Origin of the sequence: Vibrio hepatarius, assembly GCF_001274785.1 — a bacterium.
Classification (GTDB): Bacteria; Pseudomonadota; Gammaproteobacteria; order Enterobacterales; family Vibrionaceae; genus Vibrio; species Vibrio hepatarius.
On the sequence record NZ_LHPI01000025.1, the window covers coordinates 54,929 to 71,484 of the forward strand.

Annotated in this window: 19 protein-coding genes; 10 read left to right on the top strand and 9 right to left on the bottom strand. The window is 47.6% G+C overall.

Going from position 1 to position 16,556, the window contains the following annotated elements; translation table 11 throughout:
* Positions 1-37 precede the first annotated feature (37 nt).
* The 7 genes from AKJ31_RS19730 to recR all read left to right on the top strand — a co-directional run bounded on the left by AKJ31_RS19730 (position 38) and on the right by recR (position 5,781).
* A complete protein-coding gene (locus AKJ31_RS19730; RefSeq protein ID WP_053410749.1) occupies positions 38-1,138 on the top strand; it encodes a response regulator in 1,101 nt (366 codons plus the stop codon).
* 164 nt (positions 1,139-1,302) lie between these two features.
* On the top strand, positions 1,303-1,434 hold the full coding sequence (locus AKJ31_RS23550) for a hypothetical protein (RefSeq protein WP_156309737.1): 132 nt from the start codon (positions 1,303-1,305) through the stop codon (positions 1,432-1,434).
* 44 nt (positions 1,435-1,478) lie between these two features.
* Complete coding sequence (locus AKJ31_RS19735; protein ID WP_053410750.1) at positions 1,479-1,844, top strand: YbaN family protein; 366 nt, start codon at positions 1,479-1,481, stop codon at positions 1,842-1,844.
* Between the two features lie 174 nt (positions 1,845-2,018).
* Positions 2,019-2,564, top strand: a complete 546-nt coding sequence (apt, locus tag AKJ31_RS19740) for an adenine phosphoribosyltransferase (protein ID WP_053410751.1) — start codon at positions 2,019-2,021, stop codon at positions 2,562-2,564.
* Between the two features lie 12 nt (positions 2,565-2,576).
* Positions 2,577-4,727, top strand: coding sequence for a DNA polymerase III subunit gamma/tau (dnaX, locus tag AKJ31_RS19745; RefSeq protein ID WP_053410752.1), 2,151 nt, complete (start codon positions 2,577-2,579; stop codon positions 4,725-4,727).
* 108 nt (positions 4,728-4,835) lie between these two features.
* On the top strand, positions 4,836-5,165 hold the full coding sequence (locus tag AKJ31_RS19750; protein WP_053410753.1) for a YbaB/EbfC family nucleoid-associated protein: 330 nt from the start codon (positions 4,836-4,838) through the stop codon (positions 5,163-5,165).
* Positions 5,166-5,181: 16 nt separating this feature from the next.
* Complete coding sequence (gene recR / locus AKJ31_RS19755; protein ID WP_053410754.1) at positions 5,182-5,781, top strand: recombination mediator RecR; 600 nt, start codon at positions 5,182-5,184, stop codon at positions 5,779-5,781.
* Positions 5,782-5,851: 70 nt separating this feature from the next.
* Here recR and aqpZ read toward each other — a convergent pair whose 3' ends face one another.
* The 6 genes from aqpZ to AKJ31_RS19785 form a co-directional block, all read right to left on the bottom strand.
* Positions 5,852-6,547 (bottom strand): aquaporin Z, encoded by a 696-nt coding sequence (aqpZ, locus tag AKJ31_RS19760; protein WP_053410755.1) that lies wholly within the window; start codon positions 6,545-6,547, stop codon positions 5,852-5,854.
* Positions 6,548-6,783: 236 nt separating this feature from the next.
* Positions 6,784-7,791, bottom strand: coding sequence for a DUF2860 family protein (locus tag AKJ31_RS19765; protein WP_053410756.1), 1,008 nt, complete (start codon positions 7,789-7,791; stop codon positions 6,784-6,786).
* Between the two features lie 58 nt (positions 7,792-7,849).
* Positions 7,850-9,502 carry an ATP-binding protein gene (locus AKJ31_RS19770; RefSeq protein ID WP_072161405.1) on the bottom strand — a complete coding sequence of 551 codons (1,653 nt, stop codon included), beginning with the start codon at positions 9,500-9,502 and terminating at the stop codon, positions 7,850-7,852.
* Positions 9,503-9,512: 10 nt separating this feature from the next.
* Positions 9,513-10,223: a winged helix-turn-helix domain-containing protein gene (locus tag AKJ31_RS19775; RefSeq protein WP_053410757.1), complete on the bottom strand. Its 711-nt coding sequence runs from the start codon at positions 10,221-10,223 to the stop codon at positions 9,513-9,515.
* 115 nt (positions 10,224-10,338) lie between these two features.
* A complete protein-coding gene (locus AKJ31_RS19780) occupies positions 10,339-10,587 on the bottom strand; it encodes a YkgJ family cysteine cluster protein (protein ID WP_053410758.1) in 249 nt (82 codons plus the stop codon).
* 133 nt (positions 10,588-10,720) lie between these two features.
* Entirely contained in the window at positions 10,721-10,969 is a 249-nt protein-coding gene (locus AKJ31_RS19785) for a GlsB/YeaQ/YmgE family stress response membrane protein (RefSeq protein WP_053410759.1), read from the bottom strand.
* Positions 10,970-11,157: 188 nt separating this feature from the next.
* Here AKJ31_RS19785 and AKJ31_RS19790 point away from each other — a divergent pair, with 188 nt between their 5' ends.
* From AKJ31_RS19790 to AKJ31_RS19800, 3 genes are all read left to right on the top strand, one after another.
* On the top strand, positions 11,158-11,598 hold the full coding sequence (locus AKJ31_RS19790; RefSeq protein WP_053410760.1) for a YcgN family cysteine cluster protein: 441 nt from the start codon (positions 11,158-11,160) through the stop codon (positions 11,596-11,598).
* A gap of 302 nt (positions 11,599-11,900) precedes the next feature.
* Entirely contained in the window at positions 11,901-13,583 is a 1,683-nt protein-coding gene (locus AKJ31_RS19795) for a mechanosensitive ion channel domain-containing protein (RefSeq protein WP_083439996.1), read from the top strand.
* A gap of 186 nt (positions 13,584-13,769) precedes the next feature.
* Positions 13,770-15,443 (top strand): mechanosensitive ion channel family protein, encoded by a 1,674-nt coding sequence (locus AKJ31_RS19800; protein ID WP_053410761.1) that lies wholly within the window; start codon positions 13,770-13,772, stop codon positions 15,441-15,443.
* Positions 15,444-15,472: 29 nt separating this feature from the next.
* On the opposite strand, the gene AKJ31_RS19805 is transcribed toward AKJ31_RS19800, so the two are convergent.
* From AKJ31_RS19805 to AKJ31_RS19815, 3 genes are all read right to left on the bottom strand, one after another.
* The gene (locus AKJ31_RS19805) at positions 15,473-15,757 is read right to left on the bottom strand and encodes a putative quinol monooxygenase (RefSeq protein WP_053410762.1); all 285 of its coding nucleotides are present in this window, start codon (positions 15,755-15,757) and stop codon (positions 15,473-15,475) included.
* A 24-nt stretch (positions 15,758-15,781) separates the two neighbouring features.
* Positions 15,782-16,177, bottom strand: coding sequence for a VOC family protein (locus tag AKJ31_RS19810; protein ID WP_053410763.1), 396 nt, complete (start codon positions 16,175-16,177; stop codon positions 15,782-15,784).
* 69 nt (positions 16,178-16,246) lie between these two features.
* Entirely contained in the window at positions 16,247-16,546 is a 300-nt protein-coding gene (locus AKJ31_RS19815; RefSeq protein ID WP_053410861.1) for a ribbon-helix-helix domain-containing protein, read from the bottom strand.
* Positions 16,547-16,556 lie beyond the last annotated feature (10 nt).

The window sequence follows — 16,556 nt, forward strand, 5'->3', positions numbered from 1 at the left end:
AATTAGTCGTACCTTGGGTTGTGTGAGGCAAAGGTTTATGTACAAAACAACGGAAGTGTCACCCAGTGATGTTGCCAGCATCACTCCGGGGGACAAGTTAATCATGTTGGTTGACGATGACCCTATATTCCGCCGGATTACTTCGGCATATCTGCATAGTGGCGGCTACAAAGTCGTTGAAGCGAAAGATGGCCTAGATGGGCTGCGTAAGTTGCGTGACGTCGAACCCGATCTCATCATGTGTGATCTCTCGATGCCCGTACTTGATGGTATCGAATTTGTCGAAGAAGTGAGTTTAGAGTATCCGTCATTACCTCTAATCGTTGTGTCTGCGACAGAAGATATGTCTGACGTCGCAAGTGCGCTCAAATACGGTATCAAAGATTTTCTGCCTAAGCCGATCAACAACCACAAGCATCTGATGTGTGCGATTGAGAATACGCTAGAAGACTCCGACCGCCACGTTGGTGATTTGCGCGATTTCTCTAGTCAGTGGTTTCGCGTTGATAGCGGAGATGTTCCTGAAGAACAAGAGTTGCACTGGCATTTAGAGTTTTTACAACAGAACCGCAATGCGGCGAGAGATCTGCTGCACGCGCTGTTGCCTGAGAAAGATACCTCGCAGGGTGATTGGAAGTGCGGCTACCGCTTACTGCAATCTGCTGAATCCATGCCTGTGGTGTTTGATTATGCCTGGTTGATGAACGGGCAATTCGCGTTCTATTTAGTGGATTCAGATACACCAAATGGCGATGGCGCAGCGACAACCTTGTTAGTGCGGGCGATGTTCCACGACTACTTGCGAAACCTGAAGAGCTTTAATGCCGATCTTAAAGATCTGGCGTATCTGATAGAGAAGGGGATCCACTGCTCTCAATGTTCGGCTCCAGTCAAAGCGCTATTTGGTGTGGCTAACCTGTCTGAAGGAACGTTATCGCTGTTGCCTGCTGGTTTAGAATGCCAATGGTCGAACGGTCATGTGTCGCAGCATGTCTCTTCAGGTGTTCTGCTTGGTGAAAATTGCACCAGAAATTTCATTACCGATGACCTAGCGATTCATTCTGCTTGCCAGGTGACGCTAAGTTGCTTAGGCTCATGCAGTTTTAGCTTAGATATTTACCGCGGAGGTAGTGCTTAGACGCAGCCTTTTGTCGTTTTAAAATCTTAATAACCTTATTATTACTCGGTGTTTGTGACAAAAGTAATAGGGTATAGTCTGCCCCAAACAAAAAAGACCCAAAAAGTTAACCTGCGATTAACTTCGGGTCGATAAATAGTCACCTACATTAGAGAAGTAATCCCATGGCAGATCAAGATTTTAAAGAACCGTATAATATCTTTTACTTTTTTGGATTTATTGCAGCCCTATTAATCCCAACACTTCCAGCGACTCTGACTTGGATTCGCGTTGTTAACGGATACGCGGGCTACTAATTAGACCGGAGCGTACCATCAGTATTCGTAGACTTGGTTTAAATATTGTTGGTAGCTTAAGTTTGTGCCTGGGTTTTCTGGGCATATTTCTACCAATCCTTCCTACTACTCCTTTTGTCCTTCTGGCAAGCGCGTGTTTCATGCGTAGTAGCCCTACATTTCATCGTTGGCTTCATCAACACAAAACCTTTGGTCCCATTCTCGATAATTGGCATCAGCATCGTGCGGTAACCAACAAAGTAAAATGGCGCGGCGCAGTGTGTATGGTGGCCAGTTTTACGTTCTCGATCTGGATTGTTCCTCATTATTGGTTAAAGGTTGCACTAGTTGTCATGCTGATAATCTTGCTGAGCTGGTTTATTCGGCTGCCTGTGATGGAGCACCTTGCTGATGAGCAAGAAAATCACTAAGATTGCAAAGAAGCGTGCCCACCTTCGAGTGGGCGTTTGTATTTTTAGGCACAGTTATCTTTAGTCAGCGATTCGATTCACATCGAATAGGTATGTTGTGCAGAGAACCAACGCTATTGCTTGAAAATTACGATTATACCAATCTCCAAGCTTAGCCAATCTAAGTAGTGAATTATGACAACAGACACAATCTCTCTGATCAAATCCAGTATCAAAAGCATTCCAGATTACCCAAAACCAGGCATTCTATTCCGTGACGTGACCAGCTTGATGGAAGACGCGGCGGCGTACAAAGCGACAATTGATCTGCTGGTTGCTAAGTACAAAGATATGGGTTTCACCAAAGTTGTGGGTACAGAAGCTCGTGGCTTCTTGTTCGGTGCACCACTTGCACTAGAGCTAGGTGTTGGTTTTGTGCCTGTTCGTAAACCAGGCAAACTACCACGTGAGACGGTTGCTCAAACTTACGAACTTGAATACGGTGTGGACACGCTAGAGATTCATACTGATGCGATTTCTCAGGGTGACAAAGTATTGGTTGTGGATGACCTACTGGCAACCGGCGGCACGATTGAAGCAACCACTAAACTCATCCGTCAGCTTGGTGGTGAAGTCGAGCATGCAGCGTTCGTTATTAACCTACCTGAAATCGGTGGTGAAAAGCGTTTGGAAGGTCTGGGTCTTAACGTTTACAGCATTTGTGAGTTTGAAGGTCACTAATCGGGATTATTCATGAGTTATCTTGCCTTAGCGCGAAAATGGCGTCCTACAAAATTTAATGAAGTTGTAGGACAAGGCCATGTTTTAACCGCACTAGAAAACGCTTTAGCACAAAACAGGCTCCACCACGCTTACCTATTCAGCGGTACTCGCGGCGTTGGTAAAACCACTATTGGTCGTCTGTTTGCCAAAGGTTTGAACTGTGAGACAGGGATTACCGCGACGCCGTGTGGTGAGTGCGATACCTGTAAAGAAATCGACCAAGGTCGTTTTGTTGACCTACTCGAAATCGACGCAGCCTCGCGCACTAAGGTCGAAGATACTCGTGAACTGCTCGACAACGTTCAGTACAAACCTGCGCGTGGCCGTTTCAAAGTTTATCTAATCGATGAAGTTCACATGCTCTCGCGCCACAGTTTTAACGCGCTGCTTAAAACGTTGGAAGAGCCACCTGAGTATGTGAAGTTCTTATTGGCAACGACGGATCCGCAAAAACTGCCAGTGACGATTTTGTCACGCTGCTTGCAGTTCCACCTCAAGCCAATTAGTGTCGACACCATTCACCAGCAGCTTGACCATATTTTGGCGCAAGAACAAGTTACTTCAGAGCCAAGAGCGTTGGGCATGATTGCTCACGCGGCCGACGGTAGTATGCGTGATGCGTTAAGCCTGACAGACCAAGCGATTGCATTGGGCAACGGCAGTGTACTGAAAGACAGCGTCGCGCACATGCTAGGTACGCTGGATACCGACCAAGCTCTGCACCTGCTTGAAGCGATCAGCTCTAAGCAACCTCAGAGCGCTTTGGACAGTATCGCGCAACTGGCTCAGAATGGTGTTGAGTGGGATGGATTGCTGCAGCAATTGGCGAGTCAGTTACACCGCCTTGCGATGTACCAAGCGTTGCCATCAACGTTGGACAAAACCCAACCTGACGCTGAAAAGATCGAGTTGCTTAGCCGCGCTTTGTCTCCGCAAGATGTGCAGCTTTATTACCAAATTGCGTTGAAAGGCCGTCAAGATTTACCGCTTGCGCCGTCTGAGCGTATCGGTCTAGAGATGGTCGTGCTGCGTATGATGGCGTTCAGACCGGCTTCTCAGCCGCAAGCGAATGTGATTTCTACGCAGCCACAAACTGCGCCAGAGCAGCCATCACATCCAACTCCGAGTGCCCAGAACGCAGCACCGACTGCACAACCGCAGCCAAAACCAGTGAAAGCTGAAGCGCCAGCAGCACCAGCATCTAGTGCACCAAGTGCGCCACCAGAGCCTGATTACAGTGACATGGCGCCGCCAAGCTACAGCAACGAACCACCGCAGTACGATGCGCCGCCAATGTATGATGAACCTCAACATGAGATGGCTCCGCCACAGTATGACGTGCCACCTGAGCCTAGACCTGTGCAACAGTCTCGACCTGAGCCCCAAGCACAAAACCAGAGTTCATCGCCGATTAGCGGCTTGCGTCATCAATTGCGCTCGCAGCGTAAAGGCTTAAGTTCTAGCGGCGACGGTAACGCGCCAAAAAAGGCTAAAACGGCATCTGCAAAACCAGAATCAGTCCTCGACCGTGTTGCACAAAAACGCGGGGGAACTGGGCAGGTGTCGTCATTGTCAAACCCAAATCAAGTAGCGACACCTGAGCCAGCGAAAGACGAACCGTATCAGTGGAAGCCAACGTTGCCGCAAAAAGAGCAGGTCAACAAAGAGCTAACACCGACGCAACTGAAAAAAGCGCTGGAACACGAAAAAACACCAGAAATGTCTCAAAAGCTGGTGGATGAAAGCCGAGAGCAAAATGAATGGGCGAGCTTGATCAGCCGCTTGCAAACCGCGAAGCTGACTGAACAGTTGGCGCTGAACTCTCATTTTGAGAAAAACGGTTCATCGATTTCGCTGACTTTGCGCCCTGAGCAAGCGCATCTGAATACCGATAAAGCGCAAAGTGAGTTGCTACAAGCACTCAACGAAGCGTTGGGTGAAGAGTGCCACTTAAGCGTAGAAGTGGGAGACGCGGGTGAAACGCCACTAGAACTCAGAGACAAACTGTATCAAGGCAAGCTGCAACAAGCATTTACCAGCTTAGAAAACGATGCAAATGTGAAGTTTATCGAGACGCGCTTTGCCGCTCAGCTTGATAAAGACAGCGTAAGACCGATTTAATTTTGCGGGGTTGAAAGCCACGCTTTTCGACCCCATCTAATAACGAAACGACAAGCTAGATACTAAAATCAATAAGTAGATTTGGTATCAACAACCAGAGAGATAAACATGTTTGGTAAAGGCGGTATGGGCAACCTAATGAAGCAAGCCCAGCAAATGCAAGAACGTATGCAAAAGCTTCAAGAAGAAATTGCGAATATGGAAGTAACCGGCGAGTCTGGTGCTGGTCTTGTTAAAGTTACTATTACTGGTAGCCATAGCGTACGTCGCGTGCATATCGATGAAAGTCTGATGGAAGATGACAAAGAGATGCTAGAAGACTTGATTGCTGCTGCGTTTAACGATGCGGCACGTCGTGTTGAAGAAACTCAGAAAGAGAAAATGGCTGATGTAACTGGCGGTATGCAATTACCACCAGGCATGAAGATGCCATTCTAACCAGCAAGGGTAGTTAATGCGCACCAGTCATATGCTGGAGCAATTGATGGAGGCCTTACGTTGTCTGCCTGGGGTTGGTCCCAAGTCGGCTCAGCGTATGGCCTTTCATTTGTTACAGCGAGATAGAAAAGGCGGCTTACAGCTTGCTGATGCTCTGAGTCAGGCGATGACAGAAATTGGTCACTGTTCAGAGTGCCGCACTTTTACTGAAGAAGATATCTGTCACATTTGTACTAACCCGAAACGTCAAGAAAACGGTCAGATCTGTGTGGTAGAAAGCCCAGCGGATATTGCTGCCGTTGAAGCTACAGGGCAGTTCTCCGGTCGTTACTTTGTATTGATGGGGCACTTGTCGCCGTTAGATGGTATCGGTCCAAGTGATATTGGCTTAGACGTGTTGGATTACCGTTTACGTCGTGGTGACGTTACAGAAGTGATCTTGGCGACCAACCCGACGGTTGAAGGCGAGGCGACGGCGCACTATATTGCCGAGCTGTGCCGAGAGCACCAAGTTGCGGCGAGTCGAATCGCCCATGGTGTGCCCGTTGGCGGTGAACTTGAGTTGGTGGATGGTACAACGCTATCGCACTCGTTACTCGGTCGACAAAAGCTTTAAGCGAACAAATGTAAAAAGCCGCAGCAATCGCTGCGGCTTTTCTTTTGTATTTCTCTATTGAATATAGAAACTAGGCTTGTTTAGCGGAGAAAAGCGAGCGGTAAGCCACCGCACCAATGATCGCGCCGACGATTGGAGCGACCCAGAATAACCAGAGCTGCGAAGTTGCCCAGTCACCGACATAAACCGCAACCGCAGTGCTGCGCGCAGGGTTTACTGAAGTGTTGGTCACCGGAATGCTGATTAAGTGGATCAAAGTAAGGCCAAGACCGATCGCGATTGGTGCAAATCCTTGTGGAGCACGTTCATCAGTTGCACCCATGATAATAATTAGGAACATCATCGTCATCACGACTTCTGAAATCAGTGCTGCAGTCATTGAGTACTGACCAGGAGAGTGTTCACCAAAGCCGTTGGCTGCAAAACCAGACGCTGCTACATCAAAGCCAGCCTGACCCTTTGCGATAAAGTAAAGCACCGTCGCGGCAATAAGACCGCCAATCACTTGTGACACGATGTAAGGACCCACGTGTTTAGCCTCGAAACGGCCACCCGCCCATAAACCAATCGTAACTGCTGGGTTGAGGTGACAACCAGAAATATGACCAATAGCGAACGCCATTGTCATTACCGTCAGACCAAATGCCAGTGCCACGCCCAGTAGGCCGATACCGACGTCTGGGAAGCCAGCCGCAAGCACTGCACTACCACAACCGCCCAGTACTAGCCAAAACGTACCAAATGACTCTGCAATATATTTATTCATGGGTTTCCTATAATAATTGTTTGGAAGACCCCGGAAAGATAGTTGAGAAATGTCAGCAACGTGTGAGTGATAGTTAGAAATTGTAAGAGTTAGAGAGGTAGCGAGATAAAATCTCAAAAACGAAACAGCTAATTTGTCAGATTTTCCGACTTTGTTGAATTTGCTTCCAATAAATGGGAGGCGCCACACACCGAATACAGGCGATGTGGCGCACTACGGTTCGTCTGCTGCCAGGCTTAAAATCTAAACCCGACACCGGTCGCGACGAAAAAGGTTTCTGTGTCGTAGAAAGTGATGTCTGAGTCTGACTCCGAATACCCCGCCATGAGGTTGAACATCGCGTTCTGCCAAGAAAACAGCCCCATGTGGTTGTAGACGGCGAAGATGCCGACATTGTCGCTATCTCGTTTGCGGTCAAATACCGGATTCGCTTCATCGTATTCGGTTTGTGACGCTCTAAATGTTGCCGTGAAAGAGTGGCGTCTTAGACTGGACGAAATCGCCAATTGAACTGCTTTGTCTCGGTGGCTCTGCGCACTGCCATCTGCGTCTCGAACCGTGTATTGCACACCCGGCGTCAGACTTAGATTCGCGAATACCGGAATCGAAACGTCCAGCGTTGCTCTTTGGAATACACTGTCACGCTTTAACAACGAACGTTCACTTGCGCTGAGTGCTAAGCTGTTGCCGATGTCGTCATCGTCAATTTCGCTGTCGGCAATCGCGTAGGAAACAGACACAGGAATCGGCACATTTAAATCCAGTGCGACGCGTCCACCCATCACCGTTTGCTCGCTAGTGTCGCGGTCTACACCAGTTAGGTATGGGTCTTCCCAGGTCTCATCAACAGACGGCACGTTGCCAAACAATGCCACTGTGAGGGTGTTGTCAGCATAGAGTCGGTGTACCACACCAAGCTCAGCCTGAAACTGCGCTTCTGCGATTTGGTCTGGGCTGTTACCGATAAATATAGCGGTATCGCCAAACGAGTATTGTAAGCGACCTAGTATCATAGGCGCAGCGCTGACATAGCTGTCGCCGTTATTGTTGAGGTCTTTGGTGGTGGCATTGTCGTCGTCGGTGTTGAACTGAGAAGAGCCGCCAGCCACACCCACGTTGACGGCGATAGCGCCACTAAATCCGGGCTGAAGGGGATCAAAGTTGCCGTTTGCTACGCTGGGAGCACTGGCTAAAAGCGGAAAAGTACACGCCAGCAGTGTTGTTAGCCTCTGAGTTGTCGTCATTATTCTGTCCTTGAGTTCTGTTAAGCCGTTGCTTCCATGTAAGTTAACTGGATAAACATTATAAGTCGTTGTCTGTTTTAAGACAGTTTGTGTCAGTCTTGGTCACATTTCTACGCTCGATACATTCTTGCCTGATTGGCCAGCGAACGGTAAATCTCGCGCCACCGAGTTTGGACTCTTCTACGTTCGCATCGCCGCCGTGCCAGACCGCAATTTGCTTTACGATGGCCAATCCCAACCCGTGGCCTTTCTCGCTGGCGCGCTCTTGGTTGTCCAATTGAGTAAACGGTTCGAAGATTTTATCTCGCATCGATTGTTCAACACCGATGCCGTCGTCCTCAACAATCAGTAAAAGATCACTTCCAGAGCGGAGGTAGGAAACGGTTATTGTCTGCTGAGCAAAACGAGCGGCGTTGGCTAGCAAGTTATTGAGCGCGCGCACCAGTCCTCGCTCATCGATCAATATTGTTTGCGCTTTTAAGCTAGATTGAGAGGAAAAACGGACAGCCAACTGGCTGTGTTGATGTTGGAAATCTTCAATTTCACTTTCTAGGCGTTGGTACAAATTGACGGGTGAGAACTGGCTGATATCCGCGATGCGGTTATATCGTGATAGCAGCAGCGTTTGATTGATCAAATGGTCAAGGTTATCCAAACTTCTTGTGGCGATCTGGCGGTACTTATCTTTTTGCGCTAGCGTGACGTTGTCGTCTTCGAGCATCTCCATCGCAAAGCGCAATCGGTACAAGGGTGTACGCAAGTCATGGGCGACAGCGCGAGTCAGGTCACGTTGACTGGCGATAAGGCGCTCAATATTGTCGGCCATTTGGTTAAATGAGCCGCTCAACTGAGACACCACAGACAAGATCGACGTTTTCGCTCTACGGGTTAGGACACCTTGGCCAAATTCGTTCGCTGTTCGTGACAAGCGTTTCAAGTCCCTAGATAGCGGGTATACCCATAAAATCAGCGTTGCCGAAACCAAACCAAACAACGCAGCGACGGCGTAGGTGGTGAGCTTCATCTTCACTGAACGAGACCCTTCATCCGTAACCAGTATCCAGTGTCGATTATCGACTTGCGTCAGCAACTGAATCGTTGACGTCTCAGGAACTGTATAAGAAGCAAGCCAATCGGTTGATGATTGCAGCCGCTCAAGTAACATTGTCGGCACTTGTTCTTTTTGTACTAGTTCAACCGAGATCGGCAACTCATCGCGGTTTAATTGTAAACGCTCGCGCCAGGTGTCTTGAGGGTGCTTGAGTAAATCTTGCTTAGCGAGATAAAGCGCACCGCGAGCCTGATTGGCGACGATACTCTCTTCCGACTCTTCCAATGCGTAGTAAATCACTTGCTGCGAATCACCAACCCGTTTGAAAAGCGCCATCGGAGAAGCAAACTCAAAGGCAATCTCTCCAGCCATAATCTCACTCAGTATCTCGGGCTTATCTTGTAACTCTTCTAAGTGAGTTAGATTAAGCGGGTTATGAAAAAACTGCTGATGTTGTTCGATGGTGTCTTGCCACTCTTGAGGCGAAAGGGTGAGCAGTTCTGCTTCAATCAAATTAACTGAGCCAGAATAGACCGACTTGAAAAAGCTGCCACTCATCGACTTAGAAATCGCTTGGACTGGGTTAAGGTCGGTGGGAATAATCAACAGTACAAGTGGCGTAAAAACGGCGAACCATAGAATAGCGAACGAGCGTAGCATAAGGGGGCCTTCAATCGGCTACGCGACAAAGCTGGTAACCTTGTCCTCGTACGGTTTTGATTAGGGTGGGCTCGTTTGGGTCGTCGTCCAGTCTGCGGCGCAGGCGAGAAATGCGTCGGTCTATGGAGCGATCCAAGCCGTCGTACTCAAAGCCGCGAATACTCTGTGCGATTTCATCGCGTGAGACCACGTGCCCGACATGGGCGGCAAGCAGCAATAGGAGTTCAAATTCAGACGTTGTTAACTTTACTGGTTGGTTGTTTATTCGAACTTGGCGCAGTTGGGTGTCGATAAGCAAAGAGCCCAGTTTAATTTGATGCGGATTAGCAGTTGCCTCTGCGCTATGGCGTTCATGGCGTCTGAGTAGTGCGCGAATACGAGACAACAGCAGTCTCGGTTGAACTTGCTTTACCACATAGTCATCGGCGCCGAGCTCTAGTCCCATCACTTGGTCGATATCGTCATCGAGCGCGGTTTGCATCAGAATCATGCCGCGGTAATCGGTTCGAACTTGACGGCAGACATCCATGCCGCTTTGACCAGGGAGCATGACGTCAAGGATTAACAGATCCGGCTGAAGCTGCAAAATGATATCGACGGCCGCTAACCCGTCAGCGACTGTAGTGACTTGAAAATCGTACGTTTCAAGAAAGTCGCGAATGAGTTCGGCGAGCTGGTGGTCGTCTTCGACCAACACGATATGAGGATGTGCGGTTTGCATAGCTCTCCATTGCGTAATGCGTAATGGATGCACTATAGCGAAATTAGCCTGACGTCTCTGTGACCGTTTGTGACTAATTGGTGAAAATTTCGACGCAACCGATAATTTGCAAAGGTTAAGTGAGTTGTTCCAATTCAGTGATGTTATTCAATGCGTCTTGGTTAGTGCTGCCGCATACCACCGGACAAGGTTTGAAATCGTGGCACACTTTTGGTCGTTCCGGTTTGCCGAAAAGCTTGCACAGATTATCGTCGTTCAACTGAATACAGCGAACGCCAGCAGGTTTGCCGTTCGGCATACCCGGAATAGGTGAGGAGATACTCGGGGCGATACAACAAGCGCCACAACCTAATCGACAATCCATAATCTAGACCTCTTAAAAAAATGAGGTGCAATTATGGTCATTTTGACGTGGATTGGAAGAGCTGGTGGGCAAAAATACATTAGGAGCATTTAAACAATGCTCCTAGTGTTGTCGGGGCTTATACGAAGATCAATCACTTAAGAAAACGGTTGTAAACAAACAGCAGGATAAAAGCGCCCAGCGTCGCAGTAAGAATACTGCCGATGTTCACGCCCGTTGCTCCACCAAAGCCAAGCATGCCACCAAGAAAGCCACCGACAAACGCGCCTGCAATACCCAACAACATAGTGGCAATCCAACCGCCGCCGTCTCTGCCAGGCATTAACCATTTCGCCAACGCACCAGCGATCAGACCTAAAATAATCCAAGAAAGAATGCCCATGAAAACTCCTTAATTCCTTTTTGATCAAATGAGTAACTCCAACTTGCTTAAGGATAGAACAGCAAAAAAAGATCCGTTGGATTGCTCTACGGTTAGTTGCTATTTATTGGATATCGTCTCAAAACTTGAACTTTTGCGGTGAGAGGGGTATAAATCGTGCCCGAAATTCACTTGGTGAGACCTGAAGTATGAGCACTCCATTTTGGCAAAGTAAATCGTTAGAGCAGATGACAGAAGATGAATGGGAATCTCTTTGCGATGGCTGCGGAAAGTGCTGTTTGCACAAGCTCATGGATGAAGACACCGACGAAATCTATTACACCAACGTAGCGTGTAGCTGGTTAAACAGCAAAACGTGTTCGTGTAAAGACTACCCAAACCGTTTTACCTCTGGTGAGGAATGCACCAAGTTAACCCGTGAAGATATCGACGACTTTACTTGGCTACCACACACTTGTGCGTACCGCTTATTGGCGGAAGGCGAGCAGTTACCAGAATGGCATCCACTGATTACTGGCTCTAAGTCAGCGATGCACGCCGCAGGTGAAAGTGTCCGCAACAAAGTGGTATACGAAATCGACGTAGTGGATTGGGAGGATCACATCCTAAACCATCCGACGCGTGCTTAATCGTTTGTTATTGATGATTGTGGCTGTCTATCCTGCTTAAGCCACAATCTCCCTTGATCACCTCTCTCACTGAAAATCTAATTACTTTCTGCCACTCTGCTTTTCACCTCAGAGTGTTATCCCTTGATCCTGAACCTGTTTTTTAGTTTTAGTGGAAGTCAGTCAATTCCTACCAGAGAGTCGTATGTTTATATATTGACTAACCTATAACTTTGAACAGGCACTTTTTCTGCCAGTTGATGTACACTTACATCCAATTACTTGTTAAACAATGACTTGAGTTTAGTTATTTAGGGATCGTCATGTTGAGCTTATCCTGCCGAAAATCGGCGCTTTTTCTTTGGGGCGTGCTGATTGCGGTCAGTTGCGCGTTGTCACCGTTTGCCCAAGCGGTAGAAGAGGTGGAGTCTGCGTCTATTTCAAAAGTTGAACTGGAAATAGAGCGGATTAATAGTGACTTAAAAGACTTGTCAGATGCGCTGAAAGATACAACAGGCGATCAAAAAGAAGCCTTGCAGTTACAGTTGTTCCAAAAAAATGAAGAGTTGCGTGCGGTTCTTCAGACGGCGATCGACAAAGAGCGCGTACCAAAAGATAAACTGATCTCTTTGGTCAAGATGCAGCAAAACTACTCGCGTGGTGCAACACAGTATCTGGAACAGAAGATCAAACAGCTTGATGAGACCATCAATAAAGCCAAGGAAGAAGAGCGCTTAGCTTTGCTCAGCGATTACCAAGAGTTGCAGCACTATCTGGATGTATTGATTGAGTCGAAATGGCAGAACATCCAATGGTTAAAAGCGCTTGATGTAGACGTAAGCAAAGCTCAGCAGGAGCTGACTGACACGGTAGAAAAAAGACTGCGCGTAATTTCTGCGTCTGTGGAGTACTACAACCAGCAAATTGAAGTGGTCAACAAACAGATTGCCGCACGTCCAGAATCTGAAAAATCGGCGCTGCAACTTAGCCAGTTGGTGCTGAAACAGCGTATGGATACCGCAGTTGACAGCATGCGAGCGCTGATTTCGATTGGTCGCCAACTGAATGTGGATACCTCAGACTACCGCCGCTTGATGTTTGAAGTGACCGGTAGCATCACCCAAGACCTGTTCGACGGGAAAGTGATTGGCTCTATCCTATCGAGTTGGCTGGATAACTTCTGGGACTGGCTAGCGAACAACGCGCCACAACACCTGATTCAACTGCTCGTATTTGCGGTTATCTTGCTGGCGACAAAAGTGTTGGCGAAAGTGACACGTAAAGTCATCGGCAAAGCGGTCGTATCCAAAAACCTCAATATGTCGCAACTGATGCAAGATTTCTTTATTGCGATGTCGGGTAACTTGGTGTGGATTATCGGTATCTTGGTTGGTCTGTCGCAAATTGGTCTCAACCTGACGCCTGTCTTGACCGGTTTCGGTATCGCCGGTGTGATTATCGGTTTCGCTTTGCAAGATACTTTGTCTAACTTCGCTGCGGGTATGATGTTACTTATCTACCGTCCGTTTGATGTTGGTGATTTCGTGTTCGCTGGTGGGGTGGATGGTAAAGTTAGCCACATGAGTTTGGTGAACACCACGATCAAGACGTTTGATAACCAAATCATTATTGTACCGAACAGCAAGATTTGGGGTGATGTGATCAAGAACGTCACCCACGAACGTGTTCGCCGTGTCGATATGGTGTTTGGGATTGGTTATGGTGATGACTTGCTCAAAGCCGAGCGTGTCCTGACAGAGATCGTTACCGAGCACCCAAGCGTATTGCGTGCGCCAGAGCCAATGATCAAAGTTCACACACTGAATACGTCATCGGTCGACTTTATCGTTCGACCTTGGGTAAAAACCGATGATTACTGGGATGTGTACTGGGATGTTACCAAGGAAGTGAAGCTGAGATTTGACCGCGAAGGTATCTCGATTCCATTCCCACAACAGGATGTGCATCTTCATATGATTAAGGATGAAGATACGCCAGAGAATTAACAGAAAGCGCCGCAAGGCGCTTTTTTTGTGCGCGCGAAGTGAAAGGCAATTCACTCTCCTTACGCCAAAACCTACCTAAAGTTATCGTTCTATTATTAATGAGACGCTACCCAAGCGGACGATGGCATAAACTTGAAGAAGTGTATTGAGAGAAGTGAAGCCCTTCTTCGAGGTGTAAACGTGCACATGTATCCAAATATGTTGGGATTTGCCCAACGCCTTCTAGTTGTTATTGTCATTTGCCTATTCAGCTTACTTGCCCATGCGCAGCAAGAGCTTGATGCGTCTACTGTCTCTCAAGCTGAGCTTGAAATAGAACGTGTCAACAATGAGTTGATCGATCTCTCTGAGAGCTTACTTGAAATTGAAGGTGACCAAAAAGAGGCGCTACAACTGCAGCTTTTCCATAAGAATGAAGCGTTAAGAGTGCTATTAAAGTCAGCTATTGGTAAAGAGAGTGTGCATCAAAATAAGCTGATCGAGTTCATTACTTTGCAGCAAGAGTACGCCAAAGATGCAACGGATTACTTGGAAGATAGATTAAAAGCGCTCGACGACACCATCAAACACGCCAGCAGTGAAGAGCGCTTAGCTTTGTTAACTGATTATCAAGAGTTACAGCGTTATCTTGATGCGGTCAATGAGGCTAAGTGGCAGAACATTCAATGGTTAACATCGTTGGGGGTGAATCAGGAGAATGCCGAGCGCGCACTGAAAGCATCGGTCGAGAAACAGTTGCGAGTGACGTCTGCGTCCGTTGATTACTATAACCAGCAAGTCGATATCGTCGGTAAACAGATCTCGGAACGGCCCGATTCTGAAAAATCGGCGTTGCAGCTCAGCGAACTGGTATTGAAACAGCGTTTGGACATTGTGACCGACAGTTTACGTTCGCTAATTTCTATCGCAGAACCGCTTGGTATCGAAACTGCCGATTACAAGCGTTTGATGTTTGAAGTGACAGGAAGCATCACCCAAGAACTGTTCGACGGAAAAGTGATGATCGCAATCTTGTCCAAATGGCTCGATAATGTTTGGGATTGGTTGGCCAACAACGCACCGCAACACCTGATACAGCTCTTAGTGTTTATTGTCATCTTGATCATGACGAAGTTGTTAGTCATGCCAGCCCGCTTTTTGGTAGGTAAAGCCGTTGTCGCCAAAAACCTTAAAATATCACACTTGATGCAAGACTTTTTTATCGCGGTGTCCGGCTACTTGGTGTGGATCATCGGTATCATGGTTGGGCTGTCGCAGATTGGTCTCGATTTAACGCCAGTATTAACCGGTTTTGGTATCGCGGGTGTCGTTATCGGTTTTGCGTTGCAAGATACCTTGTCGAACTTTCTTGCCGGGATGGCGCTACTGATAGGGCGTCCATTTGACGTTGGTGACGTAGTGTTTGCGGGTGGCGTCGACGGCAAAGTCAGTCACATGAGTTTGGTGAATACTACGATCCGAACGTTTGATAACCAGATCATTATTGTCCCTAACAGCAAGATCTGGGGCGATATCATTAAAAATGTCACCCATGAACGCGTGCGCCGGGTGGATATGGTGTTTGGCATTGGTTACGCGGATGATTTACTAAAAGCAGAAAGCGTGCTGTTGGATATCATCACTTCACATCCGAGTGTGCTGAAAGCGCCAGAGCCGACCGTCAAAGTCCATACGCTGAATACTTCATCCGTGGATTTTATCGTGCGGCCTTGGGTAAAAACCGATGACTATTGGGATGTGTATTGGGATGTGACCAAAGAAGTGAAGCTGAGATTTGACCGAGAGGGCATCTCGATTCCATTCCCACAACAGGATGTTCACCTCAACATCATTAAGAATGAGGATATCCCTGAGAACTAAAAAAGAGCGCCGAGAGGCGCTCTTTGCTTTTACAACTCTTGGTAGAAGCGAATCTCTGGCTCAGCTTCTAACAACCCATCCAAGTTCGCAATCAGCGCCTGAAAATGAGGTTGTTGGCCATGGAAGTCAAAAGCCGCTTGGTCTTTAAACTGCTCTTGGAACATGAACTTTTGCGGTTGTTTTTCATCTTGGAATAAGCAGTAGCGTATACAACCGTCCTCGTTTCGGGTTGGTTCAATAATTCCGGTCAGCAGCGTTTCAAGGGCTTTTTCTTGTCCTTGTTTTGCAAGAAAAGTAGCAGTTACATTAATCATAGTTATCGTTCTTTATGTTGTGTTTTAGAGGTATCTTCCCTGACGCTGCAGAAACTCAATTTTGTAGCCATCAGGGTCGGTAATGAAGAAGAGTGTCGCCAGATGTTTTTGTTGGTGGTCGAAGGCTTTTATGTCGCTGGCTTCAATACCCAGTGATGTAAGGCGTTTGTGCGCAGCTTCAATATCTTCGACACTCACCGCTAAATGACCGTAGCCGTTACCCAATTCGTAAGGCGCAGTTTGGCCTTGGTTATGCGTCAGCTCTAATTCGAACTCGGTTTCTTTATTGGCGAGGTAGGTCAATGAGAAGCCGTCAAAAACGTATTGGTCTTTGACGTCTAGCTCTAATGCGTCTTGATAAAATTTAACGGAACGCTCCAGATCGCTTACTCGGATCATGGAATGAATAATCTTAGTCATGGGTACTCCTTATTTCGCTATAAGGGTACACAGGCAAAGAATGTGGTGGGTAGTACTCTAGTACGACAGCTATCCGGCTAGCTGTTGTTTTGCCGCTTCAATCGTCTCATCTGGCTGTCTGGCGTAAGTTAAACACGCGCAGCGCAGTAGCGAAGCAAAGTTGTTGACCTCTCCATTATGCTTCAACGCTTCTTGGTACACAGTGCTGATGAACTTAGGAACCGTCATGTCTTGTGCCGCGGCGATTTCTTCTAGAATGAGCCAAAAGCTCGATTCCAGTTTTACGCTGGTGGCGTGGCCATCAATGCGGATTGAACGGGTAATGAACTGGTAGTTTTGTTGGGGTTGTTTCGCAAATATTTCGCACATGGCTGAGATA